General features: G+C 53.3%; 16 protein-coding genes. 5 read left to right on the top strand and 11 right to left on the bottom strand.

Translation table 11 applies throughout. From position 1 onward, the window contains the following. Positions 1-56: 56 nt before the first annotated feature. The 5 genes from INP78_RS07255 to INP78_RS07235 form a co-directional block, all read right to left on the bottom strand. Entirely contained in the window at positions 57-944 is an 888-nt protein-coding gene (locus INP78_RS07255; protein ID WP_194741504.1) for an efflux RND transporter periplasmic adaptor subunit, read from the bottom strand. A gap of 10 nt (positions 945-954) precedes the next feature. Beyond that, the gene (locus INP78_RS07250) at positions 955-1,167 is read right to left on the bottom strand and encodes a DUF1656 domain-containing protein (RefSeq protein WP_228522726.1); all 213 of its coding nucleotides are present in this window, start codon (positions 1,165-1,167) and stop codon (positions 955-957) included. Then, entirely contained in the window at positions 1,157-3,295 is a 2,139-nt protein-coding gene (locus INP78_RS07245; RefSeq protein ID WP_194741503.1) for an FUSC family protein, read from the bottom strand. The genes INP78_RS07250 and INP78_RS07245 overlap by 11 nt, the downstream gene beginning before the upstream one ends. After that, positions 3,282-4,760 (bottom strand): efflux transporter outer membrane subunit, encoded by a 1,479-nt coding sequence (locus INP78_RS07240; RefSeq protein WP_228522725.1) that lies wholly within the window; start codon positions 4,758-4,760, stop codon positions 3,282-3,284. The genes INP78_RS07245 and INP78_RS07240 overlap by 14 nt, the downstream gene beginning before the upstream one ends. Positions 4,761-4,822: 62 nt before the next feature. Further along, positions 4,823-5,326, bottom strand: coding sequence for a MarR family winged helix-turn-helix transcriptional regulator (locus INP78_RS07235; RefSeq protein WP_194741502.1), 504 nt, complete (start codon positions 5,324-5,326; stop codon positions 4,823-4,825). 148 nt (positions 5,327-5,474) lie between these two features. Between INP78_RS07235 and INP78_RS07230 the strand changes: the two genes are divergently transcribed. Then, positions 5,475-7,229 (top strand): ABC transporter ATP-binding protein, encoded by a 1,755-nt coding sequence (locus tag INP78_RS07230; protein ID WP_368667974.1) that lies wholly within the window; start codon positions 5,475-5,477, stop codon positions 7,227-7,229. Between the two features lie 76 nt (positions 7,230-7,305). Here the strand turns inward: INP78_RS07230 and INP78_RS07225 are convergent, their stop codons facing one another. Further along, a complete protein-coding gene (locus tag INP78_RS07225) occupies positions 7,306-8,349 on the bottom strand; it encodes an NAD(P)-dependent alcohol dehydrogenase (RefSeq protein ID WP_194741500.1) in 1,044 nt (347 codons plus the stop codon). 173 nt (positions 8,350-8,522) lie between these two features. Continuing rightward, positions 8,523-9,491 carry an AraC family transcriptional regulator gene (locus INP78_RS07220; protein WP_228522724.1) on the bottom strand — a complete coding sequence of 323 codons (969 nt, stop codon included), beginning with the start codon at positions 9,489-9,491 and terminating at the stop codon, positions 8,523-8,525. Between the two features lie 182 nt (positions 9,492-9,673). Here INP78_RS07220 and INP78_RS07215 point away from each other — a divergent pair, with 182 nt between their 5' ends. The 3 genes from INP78_RS07215 (at position 9,674) to INP78_RS07205 (ending at position 13,850) form a co-directional block, all read left to right on the top strand. Then, the gene (locus INP78_RS07215; protein WP_194741498.1) at positions 9,674-11,617 is read left to right on the top strand and encodes an SMP-30/gluconolactonase/LRE family protein; all 1,944 of its coding nucleotides are present in this window, start codon (positions 9,674-9,676) and stop codon (positions 11,615-11,617) included. A gap of 152 nt (positions 11,618-11,769) precedes the next feature. Next, positions 11,770-12,057, top strand: coding sequence for a PsiF family protein (locus tag INP78_RS07210; protein ID WP_194741497.1), 288 nt, complete (start codon positions 11,770-11,772; stop codon positions 12,055-12,057). A 200-nt stretch (positions 12,058-12,257) separates the two neighbouring features. Further along, on the top strand, positions 12,258-13,850 hold the full coding sequence (locus INP78_RS07205) for a bifunctional diguanylate cyclase/phosphodiesterase (protein WP_194741496.1): 1,593 nt from the start codon (positions 12,258-12,260) through the stop codon (positions 13,848-13,850). A gap of 64 nt (positions 13,851-13,914) precedes the next feature. Here INP78_RS07205 and cyoE read toward each other — a convergent pair whose 3' ends face one another. From cyoE to INP78_RS07185, 4 genes are read right to left on the bottom strand one after another with little or no spacing between them, the layout of a single operon-like run. Further along, positions 13,915-14,811, bottom strand: a complete 897-nt coding sequence (cyoE, locus tag INP78_RS07200; protein ID WP_228522723.1) for a heme o synthase — start codon at positions 14,809-14,811, stop codon at positions 13,915-13,917. 9 nt (positions 14,812-14,820) lie between these two features. After that, positions 14,821-15,804, bottom strand: a complete 984-nt coding sequence (locus INP78_RS07195; protein ID WP_194741495.1) for a heme A synthase — start codon at positions 15,802-15,804, stop codon at positions 14,821-14,823. A gap of 3 nt (positions 15,805-15,807) precedes the next feature. Beyond that, positions 15,808-16,428, bottom strand: coding sequence for a hypothetical protein (locus INP78_RS07190; RefSeq protein ID WP_194741745.1), 621 nt, complete (start codon positions 16,426-16,428; stop codon positions 15,808-15,810). 2 nt (positions 16,429-16,430) lie between these two features. Beyond that, positions 16,431-17,144, bottom strand: a complete 714-nt coding sequence (locus INP78_RS07185) for an SURF1 family protein (RefSeq protein WP_228522722.1) — start codon at positions 17,142-17,144, stop codon at positions 16,431-16,433. A gap of 61 nt (positions 17,145-17,205) precedes the next feature. On the opposite strand from INP78_RS07185, the gene INP78_RS07180 reads away from it, so the two are divergent. Further along, complete coding sequence (locus INP78_RS07180) at positions 17,206-17,406, top strand: twin transmembrane helix small protein (RefSeq protein WP_024930704.1); 201 nt, start codon at positions 17,206-17,208, stop codon at positions 17,404-17,406. Positions 17,407-17,442: the final 36 nt, after the last annotated feature.

The following is a 17,442-nucleotide window of genomic DNA, read 5'->3' as shown; positions in this document are numbered from 1 at the left end:
TCAATGAATAACCATCTTAACAGAGACAGCCTGATTCTGCTGCATAGGCCACCTGCTTAGCCGTGGCTGATCACCACCGAACAGGTCATGCCCGCCACCAACGGCAGCTCGGTCGGCATCTGGTCCAAATGGATACGCACCGGAATACGCTGCGCCAGGCGCACCCAGTTAAACGTCGGGTTCACATTGGCCAGCAGGCGGATATCGGTCGGGTTATCTCGGTCGGTAATGCCATGCGCTATGCTTTCGACATGGCCTTTGAGCGTGGTGTGGCTGCCCAGCAACTGTACTTCAGCGGCATCCCCCACCTTGATCATGCCCAGTTTGTGCTCTTCAAAATAGCCATACACCCAGAATGAATGCTGGTCGATCACCGCCAGCTTGGCGGCACCCACCTGGGCAAAATCCCCGGGACGTACCAACAGGTTGGATACCCAACCATCGACTGGCGAGCGCACCACCGTACGCTCCAGGTCGAGTTTGATTTTTTCGACCTGTGCCACAGCCGCCTCGTATTCGGCTTTGGCTGCCACCGCAGAAAGATCGGTATCTTCCCGGTTTTCGCGCGAAATGACTTCATCGTCCAGATGCGCGCGGCGCGCAGATTGCTGTTTTTTCATCTCCCAGACTGACTTTCTTTGCTGGGCCACCGCCGTCGCTTCCGCCAGTGCATGCTGGTAATGCATGGTGTCTATGCGAAACAGTACGTCACCTTGATGCACATACTGGTTATCGCGCACGGGCACCGCCGTCACCAGGCCCGCCACATCCGGCGCAATATTCACCACATCGGCACGCACGCGGCCATCGCGCGTCCACGGGTAATCGGTATAGCGCACCCATAACTTGTATGCCAATAGCCCGGCGGCGACGGCAATCGCCAGCGTAATGCCTACTCTAAGGATGCCTTTTGTGGCCCTAAACCAGAGGTGTTGCGTTTGCATAAGCAGCCTTTCAATACACCATTAAACCAAACACGGAAAACAAGCTAAAAAACAGCGCGACGCGCAGCAGCGCCGGGTACCAGACCAGGTCGTAGAGATTCCACGCGGCCAGCCATTTATCCAGCAACCATATCGCCCCCGCGGCCAATAAAAACGCCAGAAACAAAGTCGGCACATGCGCATCCAGAAACGCCAACTCACGCGGAATCCACTCATGCAACATGACTCACCTCCCTATTCAAAGGCGGATGCTGGCCCTCCGGTGTTTCCGCCGCGATCACCAGCCGAATAAAATGCAATTGGGTGGTGAGCTTTTGCGCCTGCAACGGTGCCAATGCCTGACCATACTCACCGCCCTGCAACCAGGCCAGGAAATGGTCCAGCCACTGCAAAGCCTGCTGCTGATTGCTGTGCACAGGCTGTTTGTAATAGTGCGCCACCTGCGCAATGGTATGTTGCAGCAATGGCTGCGTCGACAACTCTGCCGCGGCAGTGCGCAAGGCAATCACGGCATGGCCGATTTCCAGCGTGGCACACAAAGCCTCCACCATGCGTACACTGTCGGCATCCTGTGGCCGGTGTACATTGCCAGAACGCTGGATCAGGTCGCGCGCGCGCATTTCAAAGGCGGTGGCGGTCATGTCGGGGTTGCGGCAAGCATCGACCACCAGTTGACGCAACTGGGCAAACACGCGCGCTTTGGCCCACGGGCTGGCGGCATAGTCAGTCAGGCTGAACATGATGCCGGACACCACCAGCGCAATCATGAGGGCAATCGAGTCGTTGAAGTATTTCACCGGGTTATCCCCCAGTGCCTGGTTAAAGCCAACCATTAAAAAGTAGGCAATGCCCAACCCCGCACCCACCAAGGCCGTTGTGGGTCTGCCACTTAACCAGGCGGTGAGCAAAATGGCCGGGGCAATCACAATACAGAGCATCACATAGTCGTGCGCCGCCGTGAGCCAGAACACATTGCTCACATACACCAGCGCAATGCCCAACAACACGCCCACCGCAAACTGACGAATTGTCGCCATCGGCGCCGGACTGGCCGCAAACAGCGTGCTGGTAATCACCCCCAGGGTCATGGCCAGGATGCCTGAAGGCCAGTCTATGGTCATCCAGATGGCCGCCAGGATTAGTAAGGTGAGCGCCCCACGGATCGCTGCAATGGACACCGGCAGCCAATCGATGTGCATATGCAATTGGTCAGCGGTAAATTCACGGCGATCGACCTGGCGCGCGCGTGGATGCGCCACCAGCAACACATAGGTTTGCAGATACGATGCCAACTCAGTGGCCAGACGTTGTAACAGTTCGGCCCCGGTTTCCACCTCCAGGCGATTCACATCAGGTAGCGAGGCCAACGCCTGCAACTGTCGGCTGAATAAGGCAGTAAAGCCGAGCTGAAAATCAGTCACTGCCTGCTGCAAACCCGCCAGCCCCTGGGCATCGCTGGCCGGACGCCCATCAATTAAAACCGCCTCAGCCAACGGCTGCATCAAGGCCAGCAAAGCCTCTGCTTCTGCGCTGCGGCCGCGCGCCTGCAATCGCTGCACAAGGCGCTGAAACACCACATACGTGGTAGACACCGCTGTAAACCGCACATTGAGCTGATTGATCGTCGTGCTGTGCACGCGTGCATCATCGGTTTCAAACTGCACCGATGCGCGGAAAGACTCCAGTTGATACAGGTCCTGCATAAACTTGAGAAAAGGCTGGTTGAGGCCCGCGGGTGCGCCGGTACCGAGCAATTGACTGAAATCGCGGAACTTGCTGCGCACCACCGCCTGGATGTTTTCCCACAGGCGCTGTGGCAAAACCAGCTCACTGACCAAAGTCGCGCTTAACAGCCCCACGCCAATTTCAGACAAGCGGGTCGACGCAATTTGAAAGGTGTGCCAAGGCGTGAGCGTGGCCGGCAGACCGACGATGCACAAGGTATAGCCAGCCAGCACAAAGCCATATGACTGGAAATTGCGCGTCACCAGCGAACCCGCCGTGCACAAGCCTATCCAGAGTGCTGCAGCGATAAAAAAGGGAAAGCGGTCCTGAGCGAACCAAGCTACCAGCAGCATGGAAAACAAAATACCGATCACGGTGCCGATCAGGCGGTAATAACTTTTGGTCATCACCATGCCGGAACGGAAATGCATCACAATCACCACCGTCAGCAGCGCTGTGGCCGGTTGGTCCATCTCCATTTTCAAGGCCACCCACAACGCCAGCCATGCCGCCAACAGGTATTTAAACAAATAGCCAATCAGCGGAAAGTCCTGTCGATACCAGTCAGCACCCGCTTGCTGCATGCACGCAACAGCCAGCCGCACGCCATGATTAATGCGCGGCATGTTCAGCATCCATCACGCCTCCGCCTAGCGCCAGCATCAGCGTCGCATAAGCCTCCAGCCGTACGGCTTCGTGCTCCACCAGTATGCTTTTTTGTTGCAACACCAGCGCATTGGTTTGCAGGCTTTCAATCAGGTTACTCAGGCCTGCGCGGTAGTTCTTGACCGCCAGTCTATGTGCCTGTTCGCTTTTTTGCAGCGCCTGTTGCGTATGGTTGGTTTCAGTGGCCACGGTATTCAATACGGACAACTGGTTGGAAATCCCCTCCAGCGCCTTGAGGATGGTAGCGTTGTAATCTTCCACCGCCATATCATAAAGGGCGGTTTCTGCTGACAGGTTAGCCCGGCGTTTGCCGCCATCAAACATCGGCAGTGACATGGCCGGACCCAGGTTGCCCACCAGACCGGCACTCGAAAACAAGCCAGAAAATGCCAACGCCTGAAAGCCGATATAGCCGAGCAAATTGATATTCGGGTAAAACGCAGCCTTGGCACTTTGGATATGTTTCTGCGAGGCCTCGACGCGCCATCTGGCGGCCACAATATCCGGGCGACGGCCGACCAGATTAGCAGGTAGCTGATCAGGCAGGCCAATACTGGCCGACAAATGCAAGCCTGGGCGTGTAATGCCCTCACCTGCGCCCGGCCCTTCACCACTGAGTGCCGCCATCTGGTTTTTGAGTAAAGTGAGGTGTAATTCAATTTGCACCAGTTTGTTTTGTGCCGCTGGCAATTTTGCTTCGAGGCGGCTCAGGTTGAGTTGGGTATTCAGCCCGGCTGCCAGCGCTTTTTTAGCGATGGCAATCTCATGGCGCAGATCATCCAGCTCCTCTTCTGCCAGGTCACGCCATTGGTACTCGGCCGCCAGGCGGATATAACTTTTCACCATCGCCGCAGTCAGTTCAATTTTTACTTGTTGCATTTCCGCTTCGGCCACATGTGTCTCATCCAGCGCCGCCAGCCAGGCCGACTTTTGCTGTTTCCACAAATCCAGGTTGTAAGACATATCTACCGTTGCCTGGTTATTCCAGTTAAAACGGCCTGCCCAGGGTTTGGGGATAAAACTCAACTCAGTAAAACGCTCGCGGGAAGAACTCACTTTGCCGCCGATATTGGGCAAGGTAGACGCATGCGCCTGCTCGGCCATGGCGGTCGATAATGCAATCCGTGCAGTGGCTTTTTTCAGGTCAGGATGATCATGCAGGCTTTTCTCTACCAGGCGGTCCAACTGCGCATCCTGATACGCCTGCCACCAATGCTCGGTCGGCCAGGCGATGGCAGCAGCATCCGCTATCGCCTTCCCCAGTGCCAGCTTGTCCTGCGCCAGCGGTTGCGACGTCGGGGCGATGCCTTTAGAGCTGATACAGCCATTTAACAGCAAGGCTAACACCCAGACCGCCCAAGGTGTGCGGTGAGAACCCCGGTGCAAACGCAGGCTAGTCAGACTTAAAATCAATGGCATCAACATAAAGTATGGTTATTGATAGTATGGGATCAAACTAAATGAATAAAAAATTTTAAAGCATCGTGTTACTTAATTAAATCCACCCGACTGGCCAAGGTCGTCAAATCTGCAATCAGGGTATTTCTTTGCGGCTTGGCCAACACATCCATAAACTGTGTGACACATTGAATATAAACCGGCATCACTGCATCCAGCTTTTGCTGCCCGGCCATCGATAAACGGATCAGGAATTTGCGTCTGTCATTGGTATCCATAAAGCGTGACACCAACCCTTCCCGCTCCAACCCATCAATAAAGCCCGTCATGGTTGCCTTGGTGACGCCCGCCTTTTCGGCCAGATCCGAAGGCGACGAAGTCAGGTCTTCCTGGCGCATCAGCAACACCAGCACCCACCAGCGGCCTTGCAATAAGCCATGCTGAGCCAACAAGGCATCCAACGCCGACGAAATATCCGAGGCCGCGCGCAAAATGCTCACAAAGTCAGAGATGGCGGAAATGTCTGTGCCGGGATAGCGCGTCACAAACTTTTCCAGGCTTTTAGAGGTGGGTAATTCTTTAAGTAGCAACATAGTACGGATCAATATAGTATGGAATCAAACCAAATGCAAGTAAAAAATCATCGTCAGCAAAAGAACGTTCACGTCATGGCTGTGATTTTTCTGGTTTAATTCACCTGTGCCCCTCAACTTTAATACTGCCCCACCCTCGCTTGTGAACGTGAAAAACCACCCTCTCCCGCAGAAAGCTTTCTCTTTTCTGTGTTTATATATCCAGCGCCGCCCCTGGTTGTTCGGCTCTGTATTTCTCATCATTATCGGCGCCGCCAGCGCAGCGGTGGGCGTGCAATATGCCATGAAGCTGCTGGTAGATGCCATGGACAATACCGTACGATCAAGCGCCAATGTCTGGTGGCCTTTAGCCCTGTTTCTGGCACTGATCACGGTCGAGAACCTATTGTGGCGGCTAGGCGGCTGGCAAGGTTCTCGCGCGATTGTGGCCAGCGGGGTAGATCTCCGGCTAGATCTGTTCGAGCATCTGACCGGCCATTCGATGCGTTATTTCAACCAGCACTTTTCAGGGGCGCTAGGCAACCGCATCACGTCTACCGCCTCCGCCACGGGTGAGATATTTGCCACCATGTTCTGGCGCATCCTGCCGCCGATCACCGACTTTCTTGGCGCCATCATCGTGTTGACCACTATCCGTTGGCAAATGAGTCTAGGCTTGATGTGCTCTGTGATATTTGTCGCGGGCTTGCTGATCCTCTTCGGCATTCGTGGCCGCAGGGTGCATGATCACTACGCCAGGCTCTCCTCCGATGCCAGCGGCAAAATGATTGATGTGGTGAGTAATGTATGGACGGTGAAAGCCTTCTCTGCCCGCTATCGCGAAAAAAGCCGCTTGTCGCGCGAGTTGAACCGCGAGGCCAAAGCGCACCGCCGTAGCTGGATGTATGTAGAACTGGCGCGTGTGATTCATGACCTGTGCCTGGTCGCCACTGGCGCAGGCATGTTGATCTGGTCCATCTTACTATGGCGTGCCAGCAGCATTAGCACCGGCGATGTGGTCATCGTTAGCACCCTCACCTTCAGGATATTGCATGGTTCAAGAGACTTGGCGCTGGCCTTGGTCGGCACGGCCCAACAATTCGGCATCATCAACGAAACGCTCAAGGTGATTGCCCAGCCCCACTCAGTCAAAGATCCAGATGCGCCATCGGCGCTGGCCGCGAAAAGTGGCCATATCGTGTTTGAACAAGTGTCTTATACCTATCCGGATGGCCACAAGGTGTTTGATCAGCTGTCATTTGAGATCAAAGCGGGAGAGAGAGTCGGGCTGGTAGGCGCTTCAGGCGCCGGAAAATCAACCTTGATCGGCCTGATTCAACGCCTGGATGATCTTCAGGATGGCCGCATCCTGATTGATGGCCAGCCGATTGACCAGGTCTCGCAAGACAGCTTGCGGGCAAATATCTCCGTGGTCCCGCAAGATATTGCGCTGTTCCACCGCTCGGTGTTTGAGAACATCCGCTACGGCAGGCCAGACGCTTCAAACGAGGAGGTGTATACCGCGGCGCGCAATGCCTATTGTGATGCGTTTATTCGCAGCCTGCCCAAAGGCTATCGCACCATCGTTGGTGAAAAAGGCGTCCGCTTGTCTGGCGGCCAACGGCAACGCCTGGGGATTGCCAGGGCCTTTGTAAAAGATGCGCCGATTTTGATACTGGATGAAGCGACCTCGGCCCTGGACTCTGAGTCGGAACAGGAAATCCAATCTGCACTCGCCTCGCTGATGCAAGGCCGTACTGTGTTGGCGATCGCGCACCGGCTGTCTACCCTGGCCACCTTCGATAGAATTATCGTGTTGAAACATGGGAAGATTATTGAAGATGGCCCGCCAGAAGTGTTGCGTGCGAATGGGGGGCCGTTCGCTGAGGCCTGGAATTTACAGGCCAATAGTCTTGATCAATGAGTCACAATCGCCCCCAATAAGCACGCAAAATAAAAAAGCCCTGCTCAACCGAACAGGGCTTTTGGTAAGCGCTTGCTTACGCTTTCATTGAGTTGATATCAATCACAAAGCGATATTTCACATCACTCTTGAGCATGCGCTCGTAAGCATCATTAATGTAGTTGGCATCGATCATTTCCACATCGCTGACAATATTATGTTTGCCACAGAAATCCAGCATTTCCTGCGTTTCGGCAATGCCGCCGATCAATGAACCAGCCACCTGACGGCGGTTGGTGATCAGGTTAGCGCCATGCACCTCAACTGGATCCAGCGGGCCGACCAGCACAATGGTTTTATCGCGTTTGAGCAGGCCGATGTAGGGGTTGAGGTCATGCGCCACCGGCACAGTATCAATAATCAGGTCAAAACTGGCGGCATGCTTGGCCATATTATCGGCGTCTTTTGAGATTAGCACTTCATGCGCACCCAAGCGGGTGGCATCGGCAGCCTTGCCCGCTGATGTGGTAATCATCACCACATGCGCGCCCATGGCGGCAGCCAGTTTGACGCCCATATGGCCCAAGCCACCGAGGCCGATGATGCCAACTTTCTGGCCAGGCTGCACATTCCAGTGCTTGAGTGGCGAATACAAGGTAATGCCCGCACACAATAATGGCGCCACGGCTTTGGTATCCAGGTTTTCCGGTACGCTGACAACGAAGTTCTCATCGACAGTAATGCGCTCGGCATAACCACCAAAAGTCAGGCCGCCATGTTTGGGATCTTTGGCGTTGTAGGTAAACACCGAATGATCGCAATATTGTTCTTCACCGGCGTGACAGTCTTCGCAGTGGCGGCAGGAGTCGACCATACAGCCGACTCCAACCAGTTGCCCCAGCTTGAACTTGGTGACATGACTGCCGACACTTTTTACGCGGCCAACAATTTCGTGGCCGGGCACCATGGGATACAGGGAACCGCCGCCCCACTCGTTGCGGGCCTGGTGAATATCCGAGTGGCAAATACCACAGTATTCGATGTCGATCAGGACGTCGTGCGGGCCCGTTTCACGGCGATCAATACGCATGGGCGCGACCGGTGAGGTCGCATTTTGTACACCATAGGCGGCAGTTTTCATAGCATCTCCATCATCTGTTGTTACGTGTTAACCAGTGGCAAAACCGCGCCACTGTATCGTCAGACAGTCTAAACAAGCTCACTCAAAAGTGCTTGCCTGCTTTTATCAAATGCTTGCCTAATTCTCTTTGATACAGACCTGCCACCTATTGCTGACTTGCCATCATGACGCGCTTACTGTTGCACAGTCACATACTGGTCAACCCGCTGACTGGCCGCAAACTCACCGGGCGAGGTAATCAACGCACTACGCACGGCACTCACCTCTTCCATCGGGCTTTTGCCAAACATGCGCTTGAACTCACGACTGAATTGCGAGGCACTCTCGTAGCCCACTTTGGTGGCGGCCAAGGTGGCATTAATGCCGTCTTGTACCATGAGCAAGCGCGCCTTATGCAAACGGGTTTTCTTCAAATATTGAATCGGCGAGGTGGCCGTCACATCTCTGAAGGCGGCATGAAAAGACGGCACGCTCATAGCAGACACCGCCGCCAGCGTATCGACATTGAGTTCATTGGCATATTCAGCGTGAATCAAGCGTAACGCTTTGCTGATTTTGCCCATATTGTTGTGCGTGCTATGGGCGGCCAAAATCGCTGACGCCTGCGAAGACTGCAGGATGCGGTAATGAATCTCGCGAATAATCGACTGACCGAGCACAGAAGCCTCGACCTTGGATTGCAGACATTCCAGCAACCGCACCACGGCATTCGAAAGTTGCTTATCCAAAGGCGTAGAACTGATGCCGCTTCTGCCATTGATATTCATGGGCGCATCATGCGCCACACTTAATAACAGCTCAGACACCATGGACAGGTTGATGCGGATGGAAATGGCCAGCAAGGGCTCTTCGGCCGAGGCAATGGTTTCACTTTCAAATGGCAACGGCACCGACAAAATGAGGAACTGCTGCGGATTATATTGATAGACCTCACCGCCCAGATAGCCCACTTTGCGACCCTGGCAAACAAAGACAATACTGGGCTCATAAAACACCGGGCTACGCGGAATGGCGCGGTTCCAGCGCATGAGTTTGACGCCATCCAGCGCAGTCAGCGTAAAGCCCTCAGTCGGCGTCAAGGCTGAAAGCAGCGCAATCGTGCGGTCTTTGTCGTGCGCATGCCAGCATTCGTTATTATTCATAATATAAGTGCGAATAAAATAATTAGGCATTTATATTACGCCAAATGAGCAATAAGCATCACCACCACCATAGAATTAGGCAATCATTTCATATTTTTTAACTTTTCACGATGGATGCAACTGCTTACACTGGACTTATTGCAATTGGATTGATTGCAATACTTTTGGAGAAAGGGATACCAATGAAAAAGAATCCACTGATCACAGGCCTGGTCAGCGCCATGTTCGCCACACTGGCCACCGCTGCCTGGGCAGATATTAACGATGTACGCGCCAATTTAAGCAAACTGCATGTACCTGAAGGCTTTCATGTAGAGGTCTACGCAGAAGTGCCCGGTGCGCGCCAAATGGCGTTGGGCACCAATGGTAATGTGTACGTTGGCACGCGCGGCAGCAAAGTGTATGCCGTGGTTGATAAAAACAAAGACCATAAAGCCGACCAGGTCGTCACCATTCTGGATGACCTGAACGTAGGCAATGGCGTGGCCATGGTAGATGGTCATTTATATGTGGCAGAGCAGCATCGCATCACGCGTTATGCCGCCCCCGATTTCGATTTAACCCTGCCGTTCAAGGCCATGCGTGAAGTCATTTACGACAAATTGCCAGACAAGGCGCACCACGGCTGGCGCTACCTGGCCGCAGGTCCGGACAACAAGCTTTACGTCACCCTGGGTGCACCGTGCAATATTTGTGACCCGGTCGGGATTGAAGCCTCCATTATCCGCATGAATACAGATGGCAGTCAGGTAGAAACCTTTGCCAAAGGCGTGCGTAACTCCGTCGGCATGGACTTTCAGCCAGGTACCAACACCCTGTTTTTCACTGACAACGGTGTAGACCTGCTGGGCGCCGATGTACCTCATGACGAACTCAATGCGGCGCCTAAAGCCGGTTTGCATTTTGGCTTTCCTTATTATGCCGGTGGCGATGCGCGCGACCCGAACTGGAAAAACAAAACGCCGCCTGCAGAAGTCACCAAGCCTGTCGCTGAGTTTCAGGCGCATAGCGCCAACCTGGGCTTTAAGTTTTATACTGGCAAACAGTTCCCGGCCGAATATCAGGGCAATGCCGTGATTGCCCAACATGGTTCATGGAACCGCAAAGTCCCTGTCGGCTACCAGTTGGTACGCGTGACGTTTGACGCGCAACATCAGGTCAAGGAAACCAAACCGTTTATTGATGGCTGGCTGAGCGCCGAAGGCGAAGTCTGGGGCCGACCGAATGATGTCCTGCAATTGCCGGACGGCTCCCTGCTGGTCTCAGATGACTACAATGGTGTGATTTACCGTGTCAGCTATGATGGCAAAACCCATAGCGCAGCAGCGACCACTGCCAGCGAAGCCAACACCTTGAGCGGTTTTGTGATGCCGGAATCTGTGTTTGCGACTCCGCAAGGCGTGACTTACATGTCTGAAATTGGCGAATTTGGCAAACTGGGCGATGGCAAAATCACCCGTATTGCCGCCGACGGCACACGCACCTCCTTGGCCGATGGCCTGAATGACCCAAAAGGCCTGGATCTGTTTGATGGCCAGTTGTATGTCGCCGATATGGACCGCGTCGTGCGCATTGATGCCAGTAGCGGTGCACAAACCGTGATTGCTGCGGCCAGTGCTTTCCCGCAAAAACCAGTGTTTTTAAATGACATTGAAATCGACGGCCTGGGCAATGTGTATGTGTCTGACAGCGGCGACGAGCAAGGCAATGGCGCAGGTATTTTCAAAATTGCAGCGGATGGCAAAGTCACGCAAGTGCTCAAAGCCAAAGCAGGCATCAAGCGCCCGAATGGTTTGCTGATGGATGGCCCTGACCGTTTGCTGGTAGCTGACTTTGGCACAGGCAAATTGTTCAGTGTGCAAATCGGTGGCAAGAAAACCAGTGTCACCTTGCTGAACCAGGGCTTTGGCGGCGCCGACGGCCTGGTACGGGATGCCAATGGCATGCTGTATGTCAGCGACTGGGCAGGCGGTAACGTCTGGCAACTGACAGAACCTAAAGCCACACCGCAACGCATTATCCAGGGCTACCAGTCTGCCGCAGATATCAGCCTGTCCGCAGACGGTAAATCCCTGTTGGTTCCTGATATGAAAGCGGGCACTTTACATATCGTACCGATTCATTAATCACAGCGCTATCATTGGCAATAAAGCCCGGTCCAGCACCGGGCTTTTTTATTCACCCAACGGCGTATCTCTATGTCACAATGCCAGGCACAGGCCTGCCAAGTGGCAGCCTGCACTCGAAAAATACTTATCTTTTTTGTTTGGAGACTTTCATGAATAAACTGGTGATTGCCTTGTTGTTGTCTTGCGTCTGTATCTCTGTCAATGCGGGCCCGCAGCAGGAAAAAATGAAGACCTGTAATGCCGATGCGAAAACCAAAGCGCTGGCAGGCGATGAGCGCAAAGCCTTTATGAAAGAATGCCTGTCTGCGGACGGTGCCAGCGCTGGCCTGACCGCACAGCAAAACAAAATGAAGACCTGTAATGCCGATGCAAAAACCAAAGCACTCGCCGGTGATGAACGCAAAGCCTTTATGAAGTCCTGCTTGTCAGCCAAGTAACCTCAGCAACCCCTCACACCATGCATCGCCTGCTGTCCCGCAACAGGCGATTTTTTATTATTTTTTCAAAACCGCTCTAAAGTTTCTTTATATTCGGCCGTTAATTGAGTTAGCCCTTGTTGTCGCCGCCAATATCGTCATCGCTGGCGTGCACATACCAGGCCACAAACGATGTGCTCCAAATACTGGGACAGAACGGTATGAACACCACAATCAATCCACTGGCTCGCAAAAAACTGGCAGGCAAACTGATTCCCGCCGTTGCGGCGCTGATGCTCCAGACTGCGGTCGCCGTGCCAGTCCATGCGGCATCCACGCACAACAGCTCGTTTAACCATATGATGGTGACCACCAGCATCACGGCATTTTCTATCGTGTGCGTATTACTGCTGTATCAATTCTGGCGCTTCTATCAACGCGCGCAGCGCAGGGAAGCCGATATTCGCCAGCAACTTTGGCGGCAGGCGAACTATGACTATCTGACGCAACTCCCCAACCGCTATCTGCTGCAAAAAAGTCTGGAAGAAGCGATTATCGAGTGCCAGCAATCGCAGCAACAGCTGGGCTTGTTACTGATTGACCTCGATGGGTTTAAGGATGTGAATGACATTGCCGGTCATGCCGTGGGTGATCGCCTGCTGCAAAATGCCGCGTTACGCATACAGTCTTGCGCACGCAGTGGCAACACAACAGCCAAACTGGGCGGAGATGAGTTTGTGGTGGTGATTCCCAAACTGCGGGATATACAGGTATTGCACGAAATTGGCGCCAAGATTGTAGATACCATACGCTCACCGTTTTACATTGAAGACAACCAATACTTTGTCACTGCCAGTATCGGCATCGCCGTGTTCCCTGAACACAGCAAATCCGGCGAAGAATTAATGATGTTCGCCGATCAGGCACTCTATGCCGCCAAACGTGCAGGCAAAAATCAATATCAGTTTTTCACGCAAACCATGCAACGAGAAATACGTGACCGTATTTCGCTGACCCATGATTTGCGCTCGGCCGTTGCCAACGGTGAACTGCACCTGGTTTATCAACCCATTTATCGCCTGAGTGATTTATGCCTGATTAAAGCTGAGGCGCTGATCCGCTGGCTACATCCCACACGCGGCGCCATCCCGCCTGATGTATTTATTCCGCTAGCAGAAGAGTCCGGCGTGATTATTGAGATAGGCAAATGGATTTTTGATGAGGTGCTACACGATTTGTCAGCCATCGACCTGCTGCGCCTGCGAGGCACGCAAATCAGCCTTAATATTTCGCCGGTACAATTTGCGCATCCGCAGCACCTGATGGCCTTTATCAAGCGCCTGCAACACTCCAACATCCCTTGTGAACGCTTCTGTTTCGAGATCACAGAGGGCCTGTTACTCGAACCATCCAGAGTCACGCAAGACACTTTAAAGAACGTGAAGCAGGCAGGCATCAAGCTCTCGATAGATGACTTCGGCACCGGCTACTCCGCGCTTGGTTACCTGAAAAAATACCAGATTGATTACGTCAAAATTGATAAGTCATTCATTAAAAATCTGGAGGTCGATAATTATGACTTTATTCTTTGCCGGTCCATCATTCAGATGGCGCATGAATTGAATATCAAACTGATTGCAGAGGGCGTAGAAAATGCGCGTCAGGAGAGCATTCTCAAGGTAATCAACTGCGACTTTATCCAGGGCTTTTTACATGGCAAACCTGCGCTGTTCAGCTCACTGCTAGAGCAGGTGTATCAGCAGACCGCCCACCAACGCGTGCATAGCCTGATGAGCAGTGAAACCAAACACTAGGGCAGAAAAAAAGGTAGCGCAGATGCGCTACCTGGTTCTCATTATTCAGCAGACCACGACTCGACTATACCAGGTAATGATCCAGCAACAGGGCGGCAAAGATCAGGCTTAAGTAAAGAATAGAATATTTGAAGGTAGTTTTGGCCAGCGCATCTGAATAGTGGCGATACAAACTGACCACATAATACATAAACACAAGATTCAACACGGCGGCCGATGCCAGGTACAGCCAGCCACTCATGCCCAGGCCATAAGGCATCATGGAGACGACCACCAGAATCACGGTGTACAGTACGATGTGCAGCAAGGTGAATTGCTCGCCATGCGTGACCGGCAACATCGGCATGCCGACTTTGGCATATTCTTCGCGGCGGTATAAGGCCAGCGCCCAGAAGTGTGGCGGCGTCCAGGCGAAAATAACCAGGAACATCACCAGCGACTCTGGTGACACCGTATTATTGACTGCCGCCCAGCCCAAAATCGGCGGCATGGCACCAGAAGCCCCACCAATCACAATATTCATCGGCGTGGCAGGCTTTAAAAATACGGTATAAATCACCGCATAGCCGACAAATGTGCCCAGCGTGAGCCACATGGTCAGCGGATTCACCCAGTAATACAGAATGCTCAAACCAATGCCACCGAGCACGCTGGCAAACAGCAGCGTTTCCATCTGCGACAACTGACCAGTGGGCAACGGGCGCGCACGCGTACGCGCCATCATGGCATCAATCTTATGCTCGATGAGGCAGTTAAACGCCGCCGCCGCTCCAGACGCAAAGGCAATCCCTACCGTCGCGGCCAGCAATATCGAAAGCGGCACCATACCAGGCGTGGCCATCAACATGCCAATGATGGCGGTAAACACGATCAATGCCGTGACGCGCGGCTTGCAAAGCGCATAAAAACTGCGCATCCCCATGCTGGCTGAAGCCAACTGTGTCATCCATGCTGCTTGCATACTGTCCCCCTATTTTTTATATGATGATGTATTCAACACGCGGGCATTCATGGCGACCAGCCATACACCCAGTAACGCCGCCCCTGCGTTATGCAGCACCGCCAGCACCAACGGCAGCTGCAACAGCAGGTTACCAACCCCAATCGCCACCTGGCACAATACAATTACCAGCAGCCCCCATGCCAAGCCGCGCGCAACTGGTCTTTGCAGCAACAACCTCACGCTCACCAGCATCCAGGCCAGCACCACAAAAGCACCCAGACGATGTATCCATTGAATGGCTGTCAGTGCATTCAAATGCAACTGTCCGCCATCACGGCTTTCGCCCAGGGCGCGCGTCAAATGAAATGCCTCGCCAATATCCATGTCCGGCCACCACAAGCCATGACAGGTCGGAAAATCCGTACAGGCCAAGGCCGCATAGTTACTACTGGTCCAGCCACCCAACAACACCTGTGCAATCCAGACTAACAGCGCAACACGCAGCCACCATTGTTGACCGGCTGGCAAGGCAATATCCTGCGCGCTGCTATGACGAAACGCAATCCAGCTAAGCAAGGCTAAAGTCGTCATGCCGCCCAGTAAATGCAAAGTCACGATCACCGGCTTCAATAACAAGGTCACCGTCCACATCCCCAGCAAGGCTTGCAGAATAATCAGTACGACGAGCCCGGCCGACAACTGCCAGGCAGTTTTAAGCGCATGACGTTGACGATAAGCCAGCACAGCCAATGCGACCACCAGCAACCCCAGGCTGCCCGCCAGATAGCGGTGCGCCATTTCTTTCCAGGCTTTGGCATGCACAACTGGCTTATCAGGATAAGCCTGCTGCGCCGACAGGATCGCCGACTCACTCTGTGGCACGGTCAGGGCACCATAACAACCCGGCCAATCCGGGCAACCCAAACCAGCGTCCGACAATCGCACATAGGAGCCCAGCACGACCACACAAAAAGCTACCATTGCAGCCAAAACACTTAACGCTTTAAACATGGTTTACCCTGCCCAGGAGGCCTTTAACAATTTCACCAAGTCCTTGCGTATCCACTTGGCTTCCATCTCGGGGCCATACTGCATCATGATGTTGCCTAGCGGATCGATGAAATAAACGCGTTGCGCATCCAGTGTATTCTGGCCACCACCACTCAACATGCTGCCTAATGTTGCCACCTGCTCAGACTCGCCATTAATAATCAGCAAATCTGGGTAGCGGGCACGAATGGCAGTCGTGTCGGCCTGCTGGGTAATCAACACGCGCTGCACGCGTATCATGTCTTTATATAACGAGACATAAATCTGCCGCATGTCATACAAACGCTGCATACAAGCGGGATCACACTCGCGCGCGATCAGGGCGATGTTCCATTTATCCTGCCAGAATGCGGGCAATGCCTGCTGCTGATCGCTCACCCAATGTGTCATATGCGCCATAGACGCGGGTGGTTGAATCAATTGACCATAGCTTTTGCCAGTCGGGCGCCAGTCAAACTTGATCATCGCCACCACCACCAACAAAGGCACAGTAAAAAAGATCGCCAGCAATAAAAAGATCATGCGCCCTTTGCGCTGCTGCACCGGATCCAGCGGCACCAAAGGATTTAGTTCTTCATGGGTCATATTCAAGCCCGTTTCTCCACCATTTGAGTCAATCCAAGCACCAGGCTTGCCACCGCAAACCCAAACCATTGATAAGCATAACTAAGATGTTTCTCCACCTGCCCGGCAGGGACATCCCAATGCCGCACATAGCCGTCACCCACCGCAGGGGCGAGCTTGAGAATCACATTCGGGAAAGTATAAGGAACATGCTGACGTAAATAAGCAAAATCGAGTACGGGCTGCACCAGCTGCCAGGCTTTGCCAGGTTTATCCAGCCTGAAACCTACTTTTGTTTGCTGCCAGAACAAGCCCTGTATCACTTGCTCAGTCTGAGTTGTGGTAATTTTGGGAGTTTGTTGATGGTCGGCAAACCCGGCCACCCAGCCACGATTCACCCAGATCACGTGCAGTTGGTCACTGAGTAAAAAAGGGGTGATCACATGAAATCCGGCTTGCCCTTGTTCGACCTGATTATCAAGAAAAAAAGCGTATTGAGGCAGGTAATGGCCTTTGAATTCAACGGTCTGCAAATGCAATGCTTCCACCTTAGCAAAACTATCCAGATCCTGCGGTTGCGGCTGAATCGCCTCGCCATGATGTGCCAAGGCGCGCGTAATCTCCTGCTTCTGTTCCGCTTTGTGCCATTGCCACAAACCAAGCCGGACACAACCCCAGATTGCGACTACCATGACACACACCACCAGCCAGCGCACACGAACGACATAATTTCCCAAGGGTATTTGCATTTTCCAGCTTACAGCCCATAATGTGACCAACTTAACGCGAGATCACATCATGTTCATTAAAATTGTCACCATTTTGATACTGATTGTCATTGTTGGCAGCCTGTTTTCTGCCCTGCTGTTTCTGCTCAAAGACAAAAGTGGTTCCGATCGCACCGTGAAAGCCCTGACCATGCGTATCGGCTTATCCATTTTCCTGTTTTTGGCTTTGATCCTTGCAGCCCATTTCGGCTATATCGGCCACACACTGTAACAAAGACATTTCTGCTAAAAAGGGCGCTCAATGCGC

The sequence above is a fragment of the Methylophilus sp. 14 genome (assembly GCF_015354345.1).
Classification (GTDB): Bacteria; Pseudomonadota; Gammaproteobacteria; order Burkholderiales; family Methylophilaceae; genus Methylophilus.
This window is presented reverse-complemented; position numbering and strand designations above follow the sequence as displayed.

What these genes read in the sequence shown, in the direction of transcription:
- INP78_RS07255 (WP_194741504.1), bottom strand. Translation starts at nt 944, where the DNA reads ATGCAAACGCAACACCTCTGGTTTAGGGCCACAAAAGGCATCCTTAGA.
- INP78_RS07250 (WP_228522726.1), bottom strand. Translation starts at nt 1,167, where the DNA reads ATGTTGCATGAGTGGATTCCGCGTGAGTTGGCGTTTCTGGATGCGCAT.
- INP78_RS07245 (WP_194741503.1), bottom strand. Translation starts at nt 3,295, where the DNA reads ATGCCGCGCATTAATCATGGCGTGCGGCTGGCTGTTGCGTGCATGCAG.
- INP78_RS07240 (WP_228522725.1), bottom strand. Translation starts at nt 4,760, where the DNA reads ATGTTGATGCCATTGATTTTAAGTCTGACTAGCCTGCGTTTGCACCGG.
- INP78_RS07235 (WP_194741502.1), bottom strand. Translation starts at nt 5,326, where the DNA reads ATGTTGCTACTTAAAGAATTACCCACCTCTAAAAGCCTGGAAAAGTTT.
- INP78_RS07225 (WP_194741500.1), bottom strand. Translation starts at nt 8,349, where the DNA reads ATGAAAACTGCCGCCTATGGTGTACAAAATGCGACCTCACCGGTCGCG.
- INP78_RS07220 (WP_228522724.1), bottom strand. Translation starts at nt 9,491, where the DNA reads ATGAATAATAACGAATGCTGGCATGCGCACGACAAAGACCGCACGATT.
- INP78_RS07215 (WP_194741498.1), top strand. Translation starts at nt 9,674, where the DNA reads ATGAAAAAGAATCCACTGATCACAGGCCTGGTCAGCGCCATGTTCGCC.
- INP78_RS07210 (WP_194741497.1), top strand. Translation starts at nt 11,770, where the DNA reads ATGAATAAACTGGTGATTGCCTTGTTGTTGTCTTGCGTCTGTATCTCT.
- INP78_RS07205 (WP_194741496.1), top strand. Translation starts at nt 12,258, where the DNA reads ATGAACACCACAATCAATCCACTGGCTCGCAAAAAACTGGCAGGCAAA.
- cyoE (WP_228522723.1), bottom strand. Translation starts at nt 14,811, where the DNA reads ATGCAAGCAGCATGGATGACACAGTTGGCTTCAGCCAGCATGGGGATG.
- INP78_RS07195 (WP_194741495.1), bottom strand. Translation starts at nt 15,804, where the DNA reads ATGTTTAAAGCGTTAAGTGTTTTGGCTGCAATGGTAGCTTTTTGTGTG.
- INP78_RS07190 (WP_194741745.1), bottom strand. Translation starts at nt 16,428, where the DNA reads ATGACCCATGAAGAACTAAATCCTTTGGTGCCGCTGGATCCGGTGCAG.
- INP78_RS07180 (WP_024930704.1), top strand. Translation starts at nt 17,206, where the DNA reads ATGTTCATTAAAATTGTCACCATTTTGATACTGATTGTCATTGTTGGC.